At 69.0% G+C, this 15,248-nt stretch carries 16 protein-coding genes; 12 read left to right on the top strand and 4 right to left on the bottom strand.

Features of this window, described 5'->3' with window-relative positions; genetic code table 11:
• Window positions 1–113 precede the first annotated feature (113 nt).
• From QE385_RS10855 to QE385_RS10840, 4 genes are read left to right on the top strand one after another with little or no spacing between them, the layout of a single operon-like run.
• A complete protein-coding gene (locus QE385_RS10855; RefSeq protein ID WP_307101698.1) occupies window positions 114–425 on the top strand; it encodes a YggT family protein in 312 nt (103 codons plus the stop codon).
• Entirely contained in the window at window positions 425–727 is a 303-nt protein-coding gene (locus tag QE385_RS10850) for a DUF167 family protein (protein WP_307101695.1), read from the top strand. The genes QE385_RS10855 and QE385_RS10850 overlap by 1 nt, the downstream gene beginning before the upstream one ends.
• Window positions 724–1,620 (top strand): bifunctional methylenetetrahydrofolate dehydrogenase/methenyltetrahydrofolate cyclohydrolase FolD, encoded by an 897-nt coding sequence (gene folD, locus QE385_RS10845; RefSeq protein ID WP_307101694.1) that lies wholly within the window; start codon window positions 724–726, stop codon window positions 1,618–1,620. Before QE385_RS10850 ends, folD begins: the two co-directional genes overlap by 4 nt.
• A 4-nt stretch (window positions 1,621–1,624) precedes the next feature.
• A complete protein-coding gene (locus QE385_RS10840; protein WP_307101691.1) occupies window positions 1,625–2,248 on the top strand; it encodes a MarC family protein in 624 nt (207 codons plus the stop codon).
• 105 nt (window positions 2,249–2,353) lie between these two features.
• Here QE385_RS10840 and QE385_RS10835 read toward each other — a convergent pair whose 3' ends face one another.
• Window positions 2,354–4,123 (bottom strand): AcrB/AcrD/AcrF family protein, encoded by a 1,770-nt coding sequence (locus QE385_RS10835; RefSeq protein WP_307101689.1) that lies wholly within the window; start codon window positions 4,121–4,123, stop codon window positions 2,354–2,356.
• Window positions 4,124–4,242: 119 nt separating this feature from the next.
• Between QE385_RS10835 and QE385_RS10830 the strand changes: the two genes are divergently transcribed.
• The 7 genes from QE385_RS10830 (at window position 4,243) to QE385_RS10800 (ending at window position 12,885) form a co-directional block, all read left to right on the top strand.
• Complete coding sequence (locus QE385_RS10830) at window positions 4,243–4,626, top strand: GtrA family protein (protein ID WP_307104683.1); 384 nt, start codon at window positions 4,243–4,245, stop codon at window positions 4,624–4,626.
• A 4-nt stretch (window positions 4,627–4,630) separates the two neighbouring features.
• Window positions 4,631–5,359 carry a bifunctional 2-polyprenyl-6-hydroxyphenol methylase/3-demethylubiquinol 3-O-methyltransferase UbiG gene (locus QE385_RS10825; protein ID WP_307101687.1) on the top strand — a complete coding sequence of 243 codons (729 nt, stop codon included), beginning with the start codon at window positions 4,631–4,633 and terminating at the stop codon, window positions 5,357–5,359.
• 163 nt (window positions 5,360–5,522) lie between these two features.
• Entirely contained in the window at window positions 5,523–6,632 is a 1,110-nt protein-coding gene (locus QE385_RS10820) for an 8-amino-7-oxononanoate synthase (RefSeq protein ID WP_307101685.1), read from the top strand.
• Entirely contained in the window at window positions 6,629–7,249 is a 621-nt protein-coding gene (bioD, locus tag QE385_RS10815; protein ID WP_307101683.1) for a dethiobiotin synthase, read from the top strand. Before QE385_RS10820 ends, bioD begins: the two co-directional genes overlap by 4 nt.
• Window positions 7,250–7,284: 35 nt before the next feature.
• On the top strand, window positions 7,285–8,493 hold the full coding sequence (locus QE385_RS10810) for an adenosylmethionine--8-amino-7-oxononanoate transaminase (RefSeq protein WP_373424718.1): 1,209 nt from the start codon (window positions 7,285–7,287) through the stop codon (window positions 8,491–8,493).
• A gap of 196 nt (window positions 8,494–8,689) precedes the next feature.
• Entirely contained in the window at window positions 8,690–12,136 is a 3,447-nt protein-coding gene (locus tag QE385_RS10805; protein ID WP_307101680.1) for a LamG-like jellyroll fold domain-containing protein, read from the top strand.
• On the top strand, window positions 12,133–12,885 hold the full coding sequence (locus QE385_RS10800) for an SGNH/GDSL hydrolase family protein (RefSeq protein WP_307101678.1): 753 nt from the start codon (window positions 12,133–12,135) through the stop codon (window positions 12,883–12,885). The genes QE385_RS10805 and QE385_RS10800 overlap by 4 nt, the downstream gene beginning before the upstream one ends.
• On the opposite strand, the gene QE385_RS10795 is transcribed toward QE385_RS10800, so the two are convergent.
• Together QE385_RS10795 and QE385_RS10790 are read right to left on the bottom strand one after the other, a co-directional pair.
• Entirely contained in the window at window positions 12,864–13,277 is a 414-nt protein-coding gene (locus QE385_RS10795) for a PaaI family thioesterase (protein ID WP_307101677.1), read from the bottom strand. The genes QE385_RS10800 and QE385_RS10795 overlap by 22 nt on opposite strands.
• Window positions 13,274–13,705, bottom strand: coding sequence for a PaaI family thioesterase (locus QE385_RS10790; protein WP_307101674.1), 432 nt, complete (start codon window positions 13,703–13,705; stop codon window positions 13,274–13,276). Before QE385_RS10790 ends, QE385_RS10795 begins: the two co-directional genes overlap by 4 nt.
• 42 nt (window positions 13,706–13,747) lie before the next feature.
• Here QE385_RS10790 and QE385_RS10785 point away from each other — a divergent pair, with 42 nt between their 5' ends.
• On the top strand, window positions 13,748–14,530 hold the full coding sequence (locus QE385_RS10785) for a crotonase/enoyl-CoA hydratase family protein (protein WP_307104681.1): 783 nt from the start codon (window positions 13,748–13,750) through the stop codon (window positions 14,528–14,530).
• A 212-nt stretch (window positions 14,531–14,742) separates the two neighbouring features.
• Here the strand turns inward: QE385_RS10785 and QE385_RS10780 are convergent, their stop codons facing one another.
• Window positions 14,743–15,198 carry a peptidylprolyl isomerase gene (locus QE385_RS10780; protein ID WP_261268364.1) on the bottom strand — a complete coding sequence of 152 codons (456 nt, stop codon included), beginning with the start codon at window positions 15,196–15,198 and terminating at the stop codon, window positions 14,743–14,745.
• Between the last annotated feature and the right edge of the window lie 50 nt (window positions 15,199–15,248).

Raw genomic sequence — 15,248 nt, 5'->3', positions numbered from 1 at the left:
GACGCGCAGACCGGCGGTTCGTTCCACCTGCGTCAGGACCGGACGGCGCGATGATTGCCCCGACGCCCCGCCCGCCCTAGATATGGGGCCATTGTAATCGGGAGCTCCCTCCGTTGGTCCTCATCCTTCAGATCTTGCAGATTCTCCTCAACGTCGTCTGGTGGGTGATCATCGTTCAGGCGATCCTGTCCTGGCTGATCGCCTTCAACGTCATCAACACCTCGAACGATTTCATCCGTTCGGTCTGGTATGCGCTCCAGAAGATGACCGATCCGCTCTATCGCCCGATCCGGCGCATCCTGCCCGATTTCGGCGCGCTCGACCTGTCGCCGATGGTCGTGCTGCTGGCGGTGGTCATCCTCGACAAGATCCTGAACGCCGCGATCGCGCAACAGATGTACGGGGGCGCGGTCGTCGTCGGCTGATGCCTGCCTGGTCGCCCTGCGATGACGGCATCCGCATCGCGGTGCGCGTCACCCCGCGCGGCGGGCGTGACGCGCTGACCAGCGGCACCGACGCCCATTTCGCCGCGCGGCTGTCCGCACCCCCGGTCGACGGCGCGGCCAATGCGGCGCTGATCCCGCTGGTTGCGAAGCATTTCGGCGTGGCCAAGCGCGCGGTGACGATCGTCGCGGGTGAGACGGCGCGATTGAAACGCCTTCACATCGCCGGGGACCCGGACGCACTGGCGCGTCTGGCCGAGGCGCTTTATGGCGGTGCGCCATGACCCCAATTACCCCAATGACCAGCGCCACGATCATCGACGGCAAGGCGTTCGCCGCCGGCCTCCGCACCCGTATTGCCACCCAGGTCGCGACCTTCCGCGACGCCACCGGCCGCGCGCCGGGGCTGGCCGTCGTCCTTGTCGGCGAGGACCCGGCCTCCAGCGTCTATGTCCGGTCCAAGGGCAAGGCGACGCGCGAGGCGGGGATGGAGAGCTTCGAGCATCGCCTGCCCGCCGATACCGACCAGGCGACCCTGCTGACGCTGGTCGAACAGCTCAATCAGGACCCGACCGTCGACGGCATCCTCGTCCAGCTGCCGCTGCCCGGCCAGATCGACGCGCAGGCGGTGATCCAGGCGATCGACCCCGACAAGGATGTCGACGGCTTCCACCCGGTCAATGCCGGGCGGCTGGCGACGGGTGTCGAGGGCTTCGTGCCCTGCACCCCGCTCGGCTGCCTGATGCTGCTCAAGAGCATCCATCCCAGCCTGTCGGGCATGGACGCGGTGGTCGTCGGCCGCTCGAACATCGTCGGCAAGCCGATGGCGCAACTGCTGCTGGGCGAGAGCTGCACCGTGACGGTCGCGCACAGCCGCACCCGCAATCTGCCCGAGGTGGTCGGCCGCGCCGATATCGTCGTGGCGGCGGTGGGCGTGCCGGGTCTGGTCAAGGGCGAATGGATCAAGCCCGGCGCCAGCGTCATCGACGTCGGCATCAACCGGACCGAGACGGGCCTGGTCGGCGATGTCGAATATGACGCCGCCGCCGCGCGCGCGGGCGCGATCACCCCGGTGCCAGGCGGCGTCGGGCCGATGACGATCGCGGTCCTGCTGCGCAACACGCTGGTGTCGGCGGGACGGCGCGAGGGCGTCGCGATCGACCAGACGGCGCTCTGAGCCGGTGCTCGAACTCTTCATCTCGTCGCTGATCACCTTCTTCGTGGTGATCGATCCGCCGGGCTGCGCGCCGATCTATGCGGGCCTGTCGGCGGGGGCGACGCCGCAGCACCGCCGCGCCATGGCGATCCGCGCGGTCATGGTCGCCTCGGTCATCCTGTTCGTCTTCGCGCTGTTCGGCGAGGCGCTGCTCCACGGGCTCGGCATCGAGATGCCCGCCTTTCGCATCGCGGGCGGCATCATGCTGTTCCTGATCGCGCTGGAAATGGTGTTCGAGAAGCGCACCCAGCGGCGCGAGGACCGCGCGGCCAAGGTCGCCGACGATCCGCACGAGGCGGAGGATGTGTCGATCTTCCCCATGGCAATGCCGATGATCGCAGGTCCCGGGTCGATCGCGACCGTCATGCTGCTGATGAGCCGCAACCAGGGGCTGGAGGCGTCGCTGGTCGTGCTGGGCGCGATGGTGACGATCCTGCTCCTGACGCTGGTCGCCTTGCTGGCGGCGGGCCCGCTGATGCGGCTGCTGGGTGCCAAGATCGAGGCGGTCATCACCCGCGTGCTGGGCGTGCTGCTCGCCGCGCTGGCGGTGCAGTTCGTGATCGACGGGGTCACCGCCAGCCTGAAGTGATCCCATTCCTCCCCGGCCAGGGGAGGGGAACCATGGAGGGGGCGTGTCCCATGAGGTCGCCCCCTTCCGTCAGGCCCGACGGCCTGCCACCGCCCCGCAAGCGGATCAGTTGATCCGGTACAGCCGCAGCGGCGACCCCTTGGGCAGCGGCAGCGGGGTCAGCCAGTCCGGCACCCAGCCATGCGCCATCCGGTCGTAAAAGCCCCCCGGCGCCCGCGCGCGGTAGTTGGTCGACTCGGACATGTCGGGGCATAGCAGCAACAACGTCGCGCCATGCCGCTTCATGATCGCGCGCGCCTGCGCCTCGCCGCCCTGAAAGGCGTGCTGCACGTCCAGGATCGCGTCGCCGTTGCGGTGATAGGGCCCCGCAATCGCGTCATGATGGGTGGTCACGATCAGCCGCGGCCCCAGATCGACGAAGGTGAACACCGTCGCCGCCGGATAGGCGTTGAGCCGCGCCAGCACCGAGGTGCGCACGCACTGCCCCGTCGCGCGGTTGACCCGCGCGGCATAGGCATTGGCCTGCCCGACCGGCAAATGGTTGAAGATCAGCGCGGTGGCGATGCCGCTCGGCACCAGGATGGCCGCGACCATCACCGGCACGCGCAGCAGCGGCGAGGGCAGGCGGTTGATCCAGGGCAGGATGATCCAGAGCAGCGCCGCGACGCCCGGCACCGCCAGCATCTGCGCCGCCGGGGCCGCGCGCGCCTGCCACAACAGCATGGCGCAGGCGAAGGTGGTGAACAGCGCGATCGCGGTCCACCCGATCGTACGCCGCCGCACCGCCGCGACGATCGCCCCGATCATCCCGATGATCGGCATGATGACCATGGGCAGCGCGATACGCAGCGGATGCTTGTAGATCGGCTTGGCCTCGCGGACATTGTTCAGCCAGTTGCGCTGCAATTCGGGGCTGACCTGTTCGGGCCGGGTCAGGCATTGCGGAAAGCGCCAGGCGAAGCCGCCCGCGATCACCGCGCCCGCCAGCACGGCAAGGCCCAGCCGCGCGGCGCGCGACTCGGGGTTGATCCGCGCCAGCAGGAACAGCAGCGCCCCCGCCACCACCGTCACCGACAGCCAGACCGGGGTCAGCGCGTCGCAGCGCATCGCGTAATTGGCGTTGGAGGCAAAGGCGGCGAACCCCGCCGCGCTTCCCCCGCCGAGCGTCAGCGCATAGACCGCCAGCCGCGACGCCTCGTCCCGGTCCCAGACCCAGCGCAGCGTCAGGATCGCCCCCGCCATCGCGGCATAGGGCAGCATCTCCAGCCCGATCGACAGCGACACCGCGCTGGCCAGGCCGACCAGCGCGCCGCCGCGCCGCGCCTGCGGATCGCACAACCCGGCGACCGTGACCGCCAGCATCGCAAGCTGCCATCCGTGATGGTCGATGCGCATCGGCATGAACATCAACTGGGTCGAACCCGCGCAATAGAGCAGTGCGATCCCCAGCGGCCAGGCATAGGGCGCGATCAGGCGGCGCATCGTCGCCGCGATTCCCAGCATCGCGATCGACAGGGGGATGGTCGGTGCGATCCCGCAGGCCAGCCGCTCGGCCCAGGCGGGGGTGGTGAACAGGCGGAAGAACAGGATCAGCCCCGCGATCGGCAGGTCGACGATCCGGCTCCAATGGATGTCGAACCCGACCGGCGGGTTCATCCGATACTGGCGCAGATCGTACCAGCCCTGGCCCGCCATCCAGGCGCGCACCTGCATCAGCCGCATATTGTCGTCGGTGTCGCCCAGCGACCACCAGCGGATCTGGCCCCAGCGGTCATAGACGTACCAGGCGGCGATCGCGACCCAGGCGACCATGACCCATTGCCGCCAGTTGCGGTCGATCTCGCCCTTCAGACGTTCCAAAGACGCTTCCCTCATAACCGCCTGCGGCCTAAGGCGCAGGACTTCGGGCTCCGCTCTATCGCGGGCGACGTAAAGGGCAAGACGGCGGCGTGGCGACTCTTCAGCAGCGGATCGGGCGGTGGCGGGACAGCGGGATGCTGGGCCAGCTGATCCGCTTCGGCATTGCGGGCGGGCTGTCGACGGTCGTCTATTCGGCGGTCTATCTGCCGCTGACGTCCTGGGTCCTGCCGCATGACAAGGCGGTGCTGGCGGTGCCGCCTGCCTTTCTGGTCGCGGTGATCTTCGGCTTCTTCCTGCACAGCGCGTGGAGCTTTCGCGGGCACGGCACCCGCGACTCCAGCGGGCGGCAGCATCTGAAATTCCTGGTGGTACAAGGCTTTGGACTTGTGCTGAATGCGGTCTTCACGTGGATCGCCACCGGGCTCCTGCATCAACAACCCTGGGTCGCGCTGATCCCGGTGGTCACGATCACACCGATCGCGACCTTCGCGCTCAACCGCCAATGGGTCTTCGGATAAGTTCATGGACCGTATCGTTTACGACCGCATGGCCGCGCATGATTCCACCCATTGGTGGTATCGCGCGCGCCGCGACATCCTGGCCGATTATCTGACCCGCTATGGCAAGCTGCCGGGCGAGGCGCGCATCCTGGAGATCGGCTGCGGCACCGGGCACAATCTGCCGATGCTGGCCGGTTTCGGCACGGTCGACGCGATCGAGATCGATCCCGCCGCGCGTGAGATCGCGTCGGAGCGACTCGGCAAGCCGGTGGGGGCCGCCCCCCTGCCCGAACTGCCGGGGATCGAACGCGGCGCCTATGACCTGATCGCGGTGCTCGACGTGGTCGAGCATATCGAGGACGATGTCGCCGCGCTCGCCGCGATGAAGTCCTGCCTGAAGCCGGGCGGCAAGATCCTGATCGCGGTGCCGGCGCATCAATGGATGTGGTCGGCGCATGACGTGGTGAACCACCACCATCGCCGCTATTCCAAGGGGACTCTGGTCTCGGCGATCGAGAAGGCGGGGCTGCGCCCCCGCAAGCTGACCTATTTCAACTCGCTGCTCTTCCCGCTCGCCGCCGCCGCGCGCATCGCCGGACGGCTGACGGGCCGCGACGACAGCGACGACTCGCCTCCACCCGCGCCGCTCAACAAGGCGTTCGAGGCGATCTTCCGGCTGGAACGGCATCTGGTCGGCCGCGCGCCGATGACGCCGGGGGTTTCGATCGTGACGTTGGCGGAGCCGGTTTGACGGCTGGTTGGGGCGTGGCCTTCGACTTCGCTCAGGCTGAACGGAGGTTGGGATAGTTGGTCTTGAACACCTCGCTCCGTTCAGCCTGAGCGAAGCCGAAGGCCAAGGAAATCCCCGACCATTCCGGGTTTCGCTCGCGCATCAAGCGCGATACGGAGCCCCCATGCTGGACTTTCATCGCGCCGATCTGGCCCGGTTGGCCGCGCGGGACCGATTGCGGGTGCTGGCCCCGATGGCGGGCAAGGACTTCGCTTCCAACGATTATCTCGGCCTTGCAAACAGCCCCCGCCTCGCCGCCGCGATGGCGCGGGCGATCGAGCAGGGCGTGCCCGTCGGCTCGGGCGGCTCGCGGCTGCTGCGCGGCAACCACCCCGAGCATGAGGCGCTGGAGGCGGAGGCCGCCGCCTTTTTCGGCGCGGAGGCAAGCCTTTACTTCTCCTCGGGTTATACCGCCAATGTCGCGATCATGGCGACGCTGCCGCAGCGCGGCGACCTGATCGTTCATGACGCGCTGGTCCATGCCAGCATGCATGAGGGGATGACGCTGTCGCGCGCGACCTCGGTGGCGGCGGCGCATAACGACGCGGGCGCGTTCGAGCAGGCGATCCGGACCTGGCGCGCGCAGGGCGGCAAGGGCACGGCCTGGATCGCGGTCGAAAGCCTCTACAGCATGGACGGTGACACCGCCCCGCTGGCCGACCTGATGGCGGTCGCCGAGCGGCACGACGCGATGCTGGTGGTGGACGAGGCGCACGCCACCGGCATCTTCGGCGACCGGGGACAGGGGCTTTCGTCGCCGGGCGAGCGGGTGGTGACGCTGCATACCTGCGGCAAGGCGATGGGGTGCGAGGGGGCGCTGGTCGCCGGACCCGCCATCCTGCGCGACTATCTGGTCAATCGCGGGCGGGGGTTCATCTTCTCCACCGCGCCCTCGCCGCTGATGGCGCGCGGGGTGCGCGAGTCCCTGCGCATCCTGGCCGACGAACCCGAGCGGCGCGCGGCGCTCCACGCGCGGATCGCGCTGGCGGGCGAGCATCTGGCAAGGCACGGCGCCTCCGCACGGGGCACGCCGATCATGCCGCTGATACTGCGCGACAATGGCCGGACGATGCGCGCGGCGCAGGCATTGCAGGCGCGCGGCTTCGACATTCGCGGCATCCGCCCGCCGACCGTGCCGGTGGGCGCGGCGCGGCTGCGGCTGTCGATCACCCTCAATGTCGAGGCGGCGGACATCCTCGCCCTCGACCAGGCATTGCAGGAGGTTCTGGCATGAGCACCGTCATCGTCACCGGCACCGATACCGAGATCGGCAAGACCGTCTTTTCCGCCGCACTGACGGCTGCGCTGGGGGCGAGCTATTGGAAACCCGTCCAGGCGGGCACCGACGAGGAGGGGCATGGCGATGCCGAGACGGTGGCGCGGCTCAGCGGCCGTCCGGTCCTGCCGTCCGCCTATCGGTTGAAGACGCCGTGCTCGCCGCACCGCGCCGCCGAGATCGACGGGGTGGAGATCGACCGCGCACGCCTCGCGCTGCCGCAGGTCGACGGGCCGCTGGTCGCCGAGGGGGCGGGGGGCGTGCTGGTGCCCGTCACCCGGCAACTGCTGTTCGCCGACCTGTTCGCGCATTGGGGCCGCCCCGTGGTGCTGGTCGCGCGGACCGGGCTGGGGACGATCAACCACAGCCTGTTGTCGATCGAGGCGTTGCGGTCGCGCGGGGTGCCGATCCTGGGCGTCGCCTTTGTCGGTGAAGCGGTCGAGGATAGCGAGGCGACCATCGCCGCGATCGGCGGGGTGAAGCGGCTCGGCCGCCTGCCGCGGCTTGCCGAGGTGACCCGCCAGACGCTGGCAGAGGCCTTCGCCGCCAATTTCGACGTCGCGGATTTCCGATGACCTCGCCGGTCTGGCACCCCTTCACCCAGCATGGGCTGGGCGAACCGATCCCGCGTGTCGCCACCGCCTCCGGCGCGGTGCTGACCACGGTCGACGGGCGGCAGGTGATCGACGCCATTTCCAGCTGGTGGGTGACGACCCACGGCCACAACCATCCGCGCATCAGCGCCGCCATCGCCGAGCAGGCGGGCAAGCTCGACCAGATCATCTTCGCGGGCTGGACCCATGAACCCGCCGAGACGGTCGCCGCCGAGCTGGTGCGGATCACCCCGCCCGAACTGACGCGGGTCTTCTTCTCCGACTCGGGCTCCACGGCGGTCGAGGTCGCGCTGAAGATGGCGCTCGGCTATTGGCTCAACCGGGGCGAGCTGCGCCACCGTATCCTGGTCCTTGAACACAGCTATCACGGCGATACCATCGGCGCGATGTCGGTCGGCGCGCGCGGCGTGTACAACCGCGCCTATGCGCCGCTGCTCTTCGATGTCGGCACCATTCCCTTTCCCAGCGACGTGCAGGCGACGCTCGACGCGCTGGAGGCGGAATGCCGGGCGGGCGCGGCGGCGTTCATCGTCGAGCCGCTGGTGCTGGGGGCGGGGGGCATGCTGTTCTATAGTCCCCAGACGCTGGTGGCGATGCGCGAGATCTGCGCGGCCCATGGCGTGCTGTTCATCGCCGACGAGGTGATGACCGGCTGGGGTCGTACCGGCACGCTGTTCGCCTGTGACCAGGCGGGGGTGGTGCCCGACATTCTCTGCCTGTCCAAGGGGCTGACCGGCGGTGCGGTGCCGCTGGCGGTGACGCTGGCGACCGAGCCGATCTTCCAGGCGCACTGGTCGGAGAGCGACCGGTCGAAGCAGTTCTTCCATTCGTCCAGCTACACCGCCAACCCCATCGCTTGCGCGGCGGCGGCGGCCAATCTGGCGATCTGGCGCGAGGAGCCGGTGCAGGACCGCATCGATGCACTGGCGGCGGCGCAAGGCCGCCATCTGGCGGGGATCGCGGACCGGGCGGCGGTCCATAGCCCCCGCCAATTGGGCACCATCGCCGCGTTCGAACTGGGCGCGGGGCAGGACTATCTCTCCGACCTCGCCCCCCGGCTGCTCGCGCATTTCCGCGAGGCCGATCTGCTCGTCCGGCCGATGGGCAACACCATCTATGTGATGCCGCCTTATTCGATCACCCCGGCGCAGCTCGGTAAAGTCTGGACCGGCATCGGCGAGGCGATCGATCGTTTCGGGGGATAACCCCTATTCCTCCCCTGCAAGGGGAGGTGTCGCGCGAAGCGTGACGGAGGGGTGTCCCCATTATCGAGAGTGCGACACCCCTCCGTCAGGGCTTCGCCCTGCCACCTCCCCTGCAAGGGGAGGAACATATGCTGCGCCCTTTGACTTTACGGCTTTTCATTTGCTTTATCCGGCGGCAATTCAAAAGGGAGCAGGCATGAGCGTGGCGGCGGCAAGGGCGATAGGGGCTCTGGCATCGATGACGGCGCTATGCTGGAGCCTGGGCGTATCCGCGCAGACCGCCCCCGCGTCTCCCCCCGCCCAGCCATTGGGCCCGATCAATGCGGACCTGCCGCCGGGGGGGGATTCCTACGCCCGCGCGATCGAGACGACGCCGGTGGCCGCCGCCACCTGGACGCTGTCCGCCTGGGTCCAGCCGCGCAGCGTCGCGGGCAAGGGCACGACGATGCTGATCGGCGGCTTCGGCGATCCGACCCGGGGGCCCCGCCGCTATCTGGCGCTGGTCGACGGCCAGCCCGCGCTCGTCACCGAGGCGGGGGTGGTGCAGGGCGGCGGCGATGCCGACCGCAACAAATGGACGCATATCGCCGCCAGCTATGACGGCAAGGTCGTTCGGCTGTTCGTGAACGGGCGGCAGGTGGTGCAGCGCGGCCTGTCGCTGGAGCCCGTTACGGGTGTCGCGACCCTGGCCCCGCGCAGCTATCAGCCGATCTTCGCGGGCCGGATCATCGACTTCCGCATGGTGCGCGAGGCGGTCGATCCGCTCGCCATCCGCGTCGCCGCGCGGCGCGCGCCCGACCCGGCGAAGCTGGCGCTCCAGACCGGCAGCCCGAGCTGGCCCTTTCAGACCCGCCAGATGCAGGGCCAGACCGTACCGCAGGATGCCTGGACCCTGCCCCAGTCCAGGGCGCCGATCCCGACCAGCGGCACGGCGAAGCCCGAGCCGAAGGCGGCGGCGCTGGTTTCCACCGCGACCGGGCAATGGGCGGTCAATGGCTGGCGGCTGATCGAGGCGGCGAAGGTCGGCCCCGGCGGCGCGGACCTGTCGCAGGGCAATTTCGACGCCGACAAATGGTATGTCGCGACCGTGCCGGGCACGGTCCTGACCACGCTGGTCGATCGCGGCGTCTATCCCGATCCGGCGGTGGGGCTGAACAATCTGGCGATCCCCGAGACGCTGGCGCGGCAGGATTATTGGTACCGCACCGAGTTCGACACGCCTCCGCAAGCCGCCGGGCGGCAGATGTGGCTGACCTTCAACGGCGTGAACTATTCGGCCGAGGTCTGGGTCAATGGCCGGATGGCGGGCACGATGAAGGGCGCGTTCATCCGGGGCCGCTTCCCCGTGACGCTGGCCGCCGGGCGCAACGCCATTGCGGTGCGCGTCTCGCCGCCGCCGCATCCCGGCCTGGCGCATGAGGAATCGATGACGGCGGGCGTGGGCGAGAATGGCGGCGTCCAGATGATGGACGGCCCCACCTTCGTCGCGACCGAGGGCTGGGACTGGATCCCGAGCGTCCGCGACCGCAATACCGGGCTGTGGCAGGGGGTGACGCTGGCCGCGACCGGCCCGGCGGTGATCGGCGACCCACAGGTGGTCACGACCTTGCCCAAGCCCGACAATTCGGTCGCCGATGTCGAGATCGCGGTCCCCGTCACCAATACCGGCCAAGCGCCGGTGACGGCGACCGTCCGCGCGGTGTTCGATGACGTGGTGGTCGAAAAGCCGGTGATGGTCGCGCCGGGCCAGACGATCCGCGCCGTCCTGTCACCGTCCGAATTCCCGCAACTGTCGGTCAAGAATCCGCGCCTGTGGTGGCCCAATGGTTATGGCGACCCCGCGCTGCACGATCTGGCGCTGACCGCGGCGGTCGATGGCGCGCTGTCGGACAGCAAGGGTCTGCGCTTCGGCATGCGGCAGGTGACGTACGACCTGTCGCTGTTCGACGATGACGGCGATCTGGAGCGGGTGACGCTGGACCTCAACCGGGTGCGGGGCGGCCAGCGGGTGGTCGACACCAGCCATGCGGGCATCCGCAAGACCGCCAATGGCTGGGCGATGAGCTTCACCCCCGGCGCGTCCCAGTCGGCGGCGGTCGCCAAGGTGCAGGACGATCCGCGCCTCGCCCCCTATCTCGTCCTGCGGGTCAATGGCGTGCGGATCGCGGCGCGCGGCGGCAATATCGGCATGGACGATTTCATGAAGCGCATCGACCGTGCGCATCTGGAGCCCTTTTTCCGCCTCCACCGCGACGCGCATCTCAACATCGTTCGCAACTGGGTGGGGCAGAATACCGAGGACAGCTTCTTCGACCTGGCCGACGAATATGGCCTGATGGTCCTGTCCGATTTCTGGGAGTCGACCCAGGATTACAATATGGAGGCCGAGGACCCGCAGCTGTTCCTCGCCAACGCGGCGGACGTGGTGCGCCGCTATCGCAACCATCCCTCGATCGTCGCCTGGTTCGGCCGGAACGAGGGGGTGCCGCAGCCCATCCTCAATACCGGGCTGGACACGCTGCTGCGCGCCGAGGACGGGACGCGGCTCTACATGCCTTCGTCCAACGCGGTGAACCTGCAAGGGTCGGGCCCCTATGACTGGCGGCCGCCCGCCGACTATTTCACCACGCTCGCCAAGGGCTTTTCGGTCGAGGTCGGCACCCCCTCGCTGCCGACGCTGGAGGCGTGGAAGCGCGCCATCCCGGCCGAGGCGGATCGCTGGCCGATCGGCGATGTCTGGGCCTATCACGACTGGCACCAGACCGGGAACGGCGCGGTCAAGAGCTTCACCGCCGCGCTCGAACGCCGCTTCGGCCCCGCCACCGGGCTCGAGGATTTCGAGCGCAAGGCGCAGATGATGGAATATGAATCCTATCGCGCCATCTTCGAGGGGATGAATGCGGGGCTCTGGACCGAGAATTCGGGCCGGATGCTGTGGATGACGCAACCCGCCTGGCCGTCCTCGGCCTGGCAGATCTTCTCGTCCGACTATGACACCCATGCCGCCTTCTACGGCGTGAAGAAGGCCGCCGAGCCGATCCATGTCCAGATGAACCTGCCCGACCACCGCGTCGTGCTGGTCAACAACACCCGCGACGCGCTGAAGGGCGTGCAGGTGCGCGCGCGGGTCGTCGGGCTCGATGGCCGGGTCGAATCGGACCAGGAGACGAAGCTCGCCGCCAATGCCGAGGGGGTGACGCCGGTCCTGACCCTCGACCTGGCCTCGGCGATGAAGCGCGGGCCGGTGCTCGTCCGGCTGGAGGCGAGCGATGCGGGCGGACAGTTGCTGTCGACCAACAGCTACTGGCAGGCGCAGGACGATGCGGGCTATCGCGCGCTGACGACGATGGGCGCGGCGACCGTCACGGCCAGCACGGCGTTGCAGGGGCAGGGCGAGGAGACGCTCGCCAACGTCACCCTGACCAACAGCGGCACGGTCCCGGCGATCGAGACCAAGCTGACCGTGATGAACGCCGACGGGACCCAGGTCCTGCCCGCCTATTTCAGCGACAATTACGTCACCCTGTTGCCGGGAGAAAGCCGCGTGATCGAAGTCCGCTACCCCACCGCCAAGGCGGACAGGCCCAGCGTCACGCTGCGCGGCTGGAACGTCACCGCCACCGGCGCGGACCTGCGTCCGTGAGCCGCCTCACCCTGGCCGCGCTGCTCGCGCTGACCCTGGCCGCGCCCGCCGTCGCACAGGTGAAGGAGACCGACGGCCAGCGCTGGGCGCGCGAATGGGAGGAGCGGCTGCACAACGACTTCGGCTATCTCGCGCGCTACCGCGAGGACAATGCGAAGCTCGCGGCGCCGGTGCCGGGCCGTCCGCGCATCGTCTTCATGGGCGATTCGATCACGCAGAACTGGGTCGATCGCGCGCCGGGCTTCTTCACCCCCGGCCGGATCGGGCGCGGGATCAGCGGGCAGACCACCTCGCAGATGCTGCTGCGCTTTCGGCAGGACGTGATCGACCTGAAGCCCGCGGTCGTGCAGATCATGGCGGGCACCAACGACATTGCGGGCAATACCGGCCCGACGACCGATGCGCAGGTGCAGGGCAACATCATGTCGATGGTCGAGCTGGCCCAGGCGCATGGCATCCGGGTGATCCTGGCCTCGATCCCGCCCGCCGATCATTTCGAGTGGAAGCCGGGGGTGAACCCGGCCCCGCGCATCGCCGCGATGAACGGCTGGCTGAAGGATTATGCCGCGCGCATCGGCGCGACCTATGCCGATTACTGGTCGGTGCTGCATGTCGGCGACGCGCTGAACCCCGCTTATGGCACCGACGGGGTGCATCCCACGGCGGCGGGCTATGCCGCGATGGCGCCGGTCGCCGATACCGCGATCCGGCGGGCGCTGGCCAAGCCTCAGTCGCGCAGGATGCGGTAGTTCAGCCGCGCGGTCGCGATCGGCCGGTCGCGATCCTCCTGCCAGGCGGTCGCCTCGACATTGGCGATCCGCTGGCCCAGGCGCAGGATGGTGCCGACCGCGCGGGTCGGATGGTCGCGGCCCGTGCGCAGATAGTCGGTCGTCACCGTCACCGGCTTGATCCGCGCCGCCCCCTCCAGGGACAGGCGATGGGTCAGCGCGGCGATGCCCGCCACCTCCAGCAGCCCCGCGATCGCGCCGCCCTGAAGCAGCCCCGGCCAGCCCATCACATGGTCGCCGAACGGCATCACCAGTTCCGGCACCTCTTCGACCCATTCGATCGAACAGCCCAGCCACTCGGCATAGGGCGGCAGCACCATCTGGGTGCCGATCGCGGTGCGCGGCGGGGTCATGCCTCCACCCCCGCGTTCAGCCGCATGAAGGTGCCCGCGACATGCGCCACCGGATCGCCGGGATCGCCGTCATGCGCGATGCCCCGGACGAAGGCGATGCTGTGGGTGATGCGATAGCATTCGCCGCGCCCGATCACGGTCCGCTCCGGCACGGCGGGGCGCAGATAGTCGACGCGCAGGTCGACGGTGACATGCGCCTCGAACGCGCCGCGCTTCAGCCAGACCGACAGGCTGGTCGCCATGTCCATCATCGCGACGATCGGGCCCGAGGCGATGACTCCGCTGGCCGGATCGCCGATCAGCCGCGCGCCATAGGGCAAAGCCAGCTCCGCCCAGTCGTCCCCATGCGTCCGGTACTGCATCCCCAGATGCCGTCCATGGCCGCCAAAGCCGCCCATCGCCGTGAAGCGTTCAATATCGAACCCCATGGGCCGATGCTCTACATCAACGATGCGCAAAAGGAGAGTGGGATGAACGACCGGGTGACGATCACGGTGACGGAGGGCGTCGCCGATGTCCGGCTGGCGCGCGGCGAAAAGCTGAACGCGATCGACCGTGCGATGTTCGATGCGCTGGCCGGGGCGATCGAGACGCTGGCGGTGCGGGCGGATGTGCGCGCGGTGGTGCTGTCGGGCGAGGGGGAGGGTTTCTGCTCGGGGCTCGACATGGCGGCGATGGCGGGGGGCGATCTGGCGGGTCTGGACCTGTCGGCGCGGAGCCATGGCCCGGCCAATCGGGTGCAGCAGGTGGCGTGGGGCTGGCGGACGCTGCCGGTGCCGGTGATCGCGGCGGTGCACGGCGTGGCGTTTGGCGGGGGGACGCAGATCATGGCGGGCGCCGACATCCGGCTGGCGCATCCCGCGACGCGCTTTGCGATTCGCGAGGTGCATTGGGGGATCGTCCCCGACATGGGCGGCTTCGCGCTGTGGCGCGGCGTGCGCGAGGATGTGCTGCGCGAATGGGTCTATACCGCGCGCGAGTTCGACGCGGCCGAGGCGCAGGCGGCGGGGCTCGTGACCCGGCTGGTCGACGACCCGCGGGGGGAGGCCTTGGCGCTCGCCCGCACGATCGCGGGGCGGAGTCCCGATGCGGTGCGGAGCGCGAAACGGCTGTTCGGGGCGATGGGCTGCGCGCCGGAGGCGATGCTGGCGATGGAGAGCGCCGAGCAGGTGGCCTTGATGCGGGGGAAGAACCACCGCGAGGCGGTTGCGGCGAACATGGCGCGGCGGTGGCCGGTTTTCCGGGACGGTTGAGAGGGGCTGCTCCCTCTCCCGCAACGATAGCCCCTCCCGCAGGCGGGAGGGGTTGGGGAGGGTAGGGCGTCTCACCGAGTGCGTCGCCCGTGGCTTTCCCTCCCCCATCCCCTCCCGCCTGCGGGAGGGGCGTGCGCGTGGAGAAGTTGGGGCCAAACAAAAAAAGGGGGGAGCCCCTTTCGAGACTCCCCCCTTCCGGCGTTTCGCGAAAATTACTCCGCGGTCGCCTTCAGGATCTTGCCCGGATTGCGGGGCGGCTCGCCCTTGGGGAGCGCGTCGACATGCTCCATGCCGCTCTCGACCTGGCCCCAGACGGTGTACTGGCGGTCGAGGAAGCGCGCATCGTCGAAGCAGATGAAGAACTGCGAATTGGCCGAGTTCGGGTCGTTGGTCCGCGCCATCGAGCAGGTGCCGCGCACATGCGGCTCGGCGTTGAATTCCTGCTTCAAATTGGGCTTGTCCGAACCCGACATGCCGGTGCCGGTGGGGTCGCCGCCCTGCGCCATGAAGCCGGGGATCACGCGGTGGAACACGACGCCGTCGTAGAAACCTTCATTGGCGAGCCCGCCGATGCGCGCGACATGCTCGGGCGCCAGGTCGGGGCGGAGCGTGATGACGACATCGCCGCTGTCGAGCGTCAGGGTCAGCTTGGAAAAAGTCTCGGCCATAAGGGTCTTCCTTGGTTGATGTGCCGCAGGTAGGCATTCCTGTGCCCGCT

It is taken from the genome of Sphingomonas sp. SORGH_AS_0950 (assembly GCF_030818415.1).
GTDB lineage: Bacteria > Pseudomonadota > Alphaproteobacteria > Sphingomonadales > Sphingomonadaceae > Sphingomonas.
The sequence above is the reverse complement of the archived record's forward strand: the minus strand, read 5'-3'. Positions and strand labels throughout refer to the sequence as shown.

What these genes read in the sequence shown, in the direction of transcription:
- QE385_RS10820 (WP_307101685.1), top strand. Translation starts at nt 5,523, where the DNA reads ATGCTGGACTTTCATCGCGCCGATCTGGCCCGGTTGGCCGCGCGGGAC.
- QE385_RS10835 (WP_307101689.1), bottom strand. Translation starts at nt 4,123, where the DNA reads ATGAGGGAAGCGTCTTTGGAACGTCTGAAGGGCGAGATCGACCGCAAC.
- QE385_RS10850 (WP_307101695.1), top strand. Translation starts at nt 425, where the DNA reads ATGCCTGCCTGGTCGCCCTGCGATGACGGCATCCGCATCGCGGTGCGC.
- QE385_RS10805 (WP_307101680.1), top strand. Translation starts at nt 8,690, where the DNA reads ATGAGCGTGGCGGCGGCAAGGGCGATAGGGGCTCTGGCATCGATGACG.
- QE385_RS10790 (WP_307101674.1), bottom strand. Translation starts at nt 13,705, where the DNA reads ATGGGGTTCGATATTGAACGCTTCACGGCGATGGGCGGCTTTGGCGGC.
- QE385_RS10785 (WP_307104681.1), top strand. Translation starts at nt 13,748, where the DNA reads ATGAACGACCGGGTGACGATCACGGTGACGGAGGGCGTCGCCGATGTC.
- QE385_RS10830 (WP_307104683.1), top strand. Translation starts at nt 4,243, where the DNA reads ATGCTGGGCCAGCTGATCCGCTTCGGCATTGCGGGCGGGCTGTCGACG.
- QE385_RS10795 (WP_307101677.1), bottom strand. Translation starts at nt 13,277, where the DNA reads ATGACCCCGCCGCGCACCGCGATCGGCACCCAGATGGTGCTGCCGCCC.
- QE385_RS10825 (WP_307101687.1), top strand. Translation starts at nt 4,631, where the DNA reads ATGGACCGTATCGTTTACGACCGCATGGCCGCGCATGATTCCACCCAT.
- QE385_RS10780 (WP_261268364.1), bottom strand. Translation starts at nt 15,198, where the DNA reads ATGGCCGAGACTTTTTCCAAGCTGACCCTGACGCTCGACAGCGGCGAT.
- bioD (WP_307101683.1), top strand. Translation starts at nt 6,629, where the DNA reads ATGAGCACCGTCATCGTCACCGGCACCGATACCGAGATCGGCAAGACC.
- folD (WP_307101694.1), top strand. Translation starts at nt 724, where the DNA reads ATGACCCCAATTACCCCAATGACCAGCGCCACGATCATCGACGGCAAG.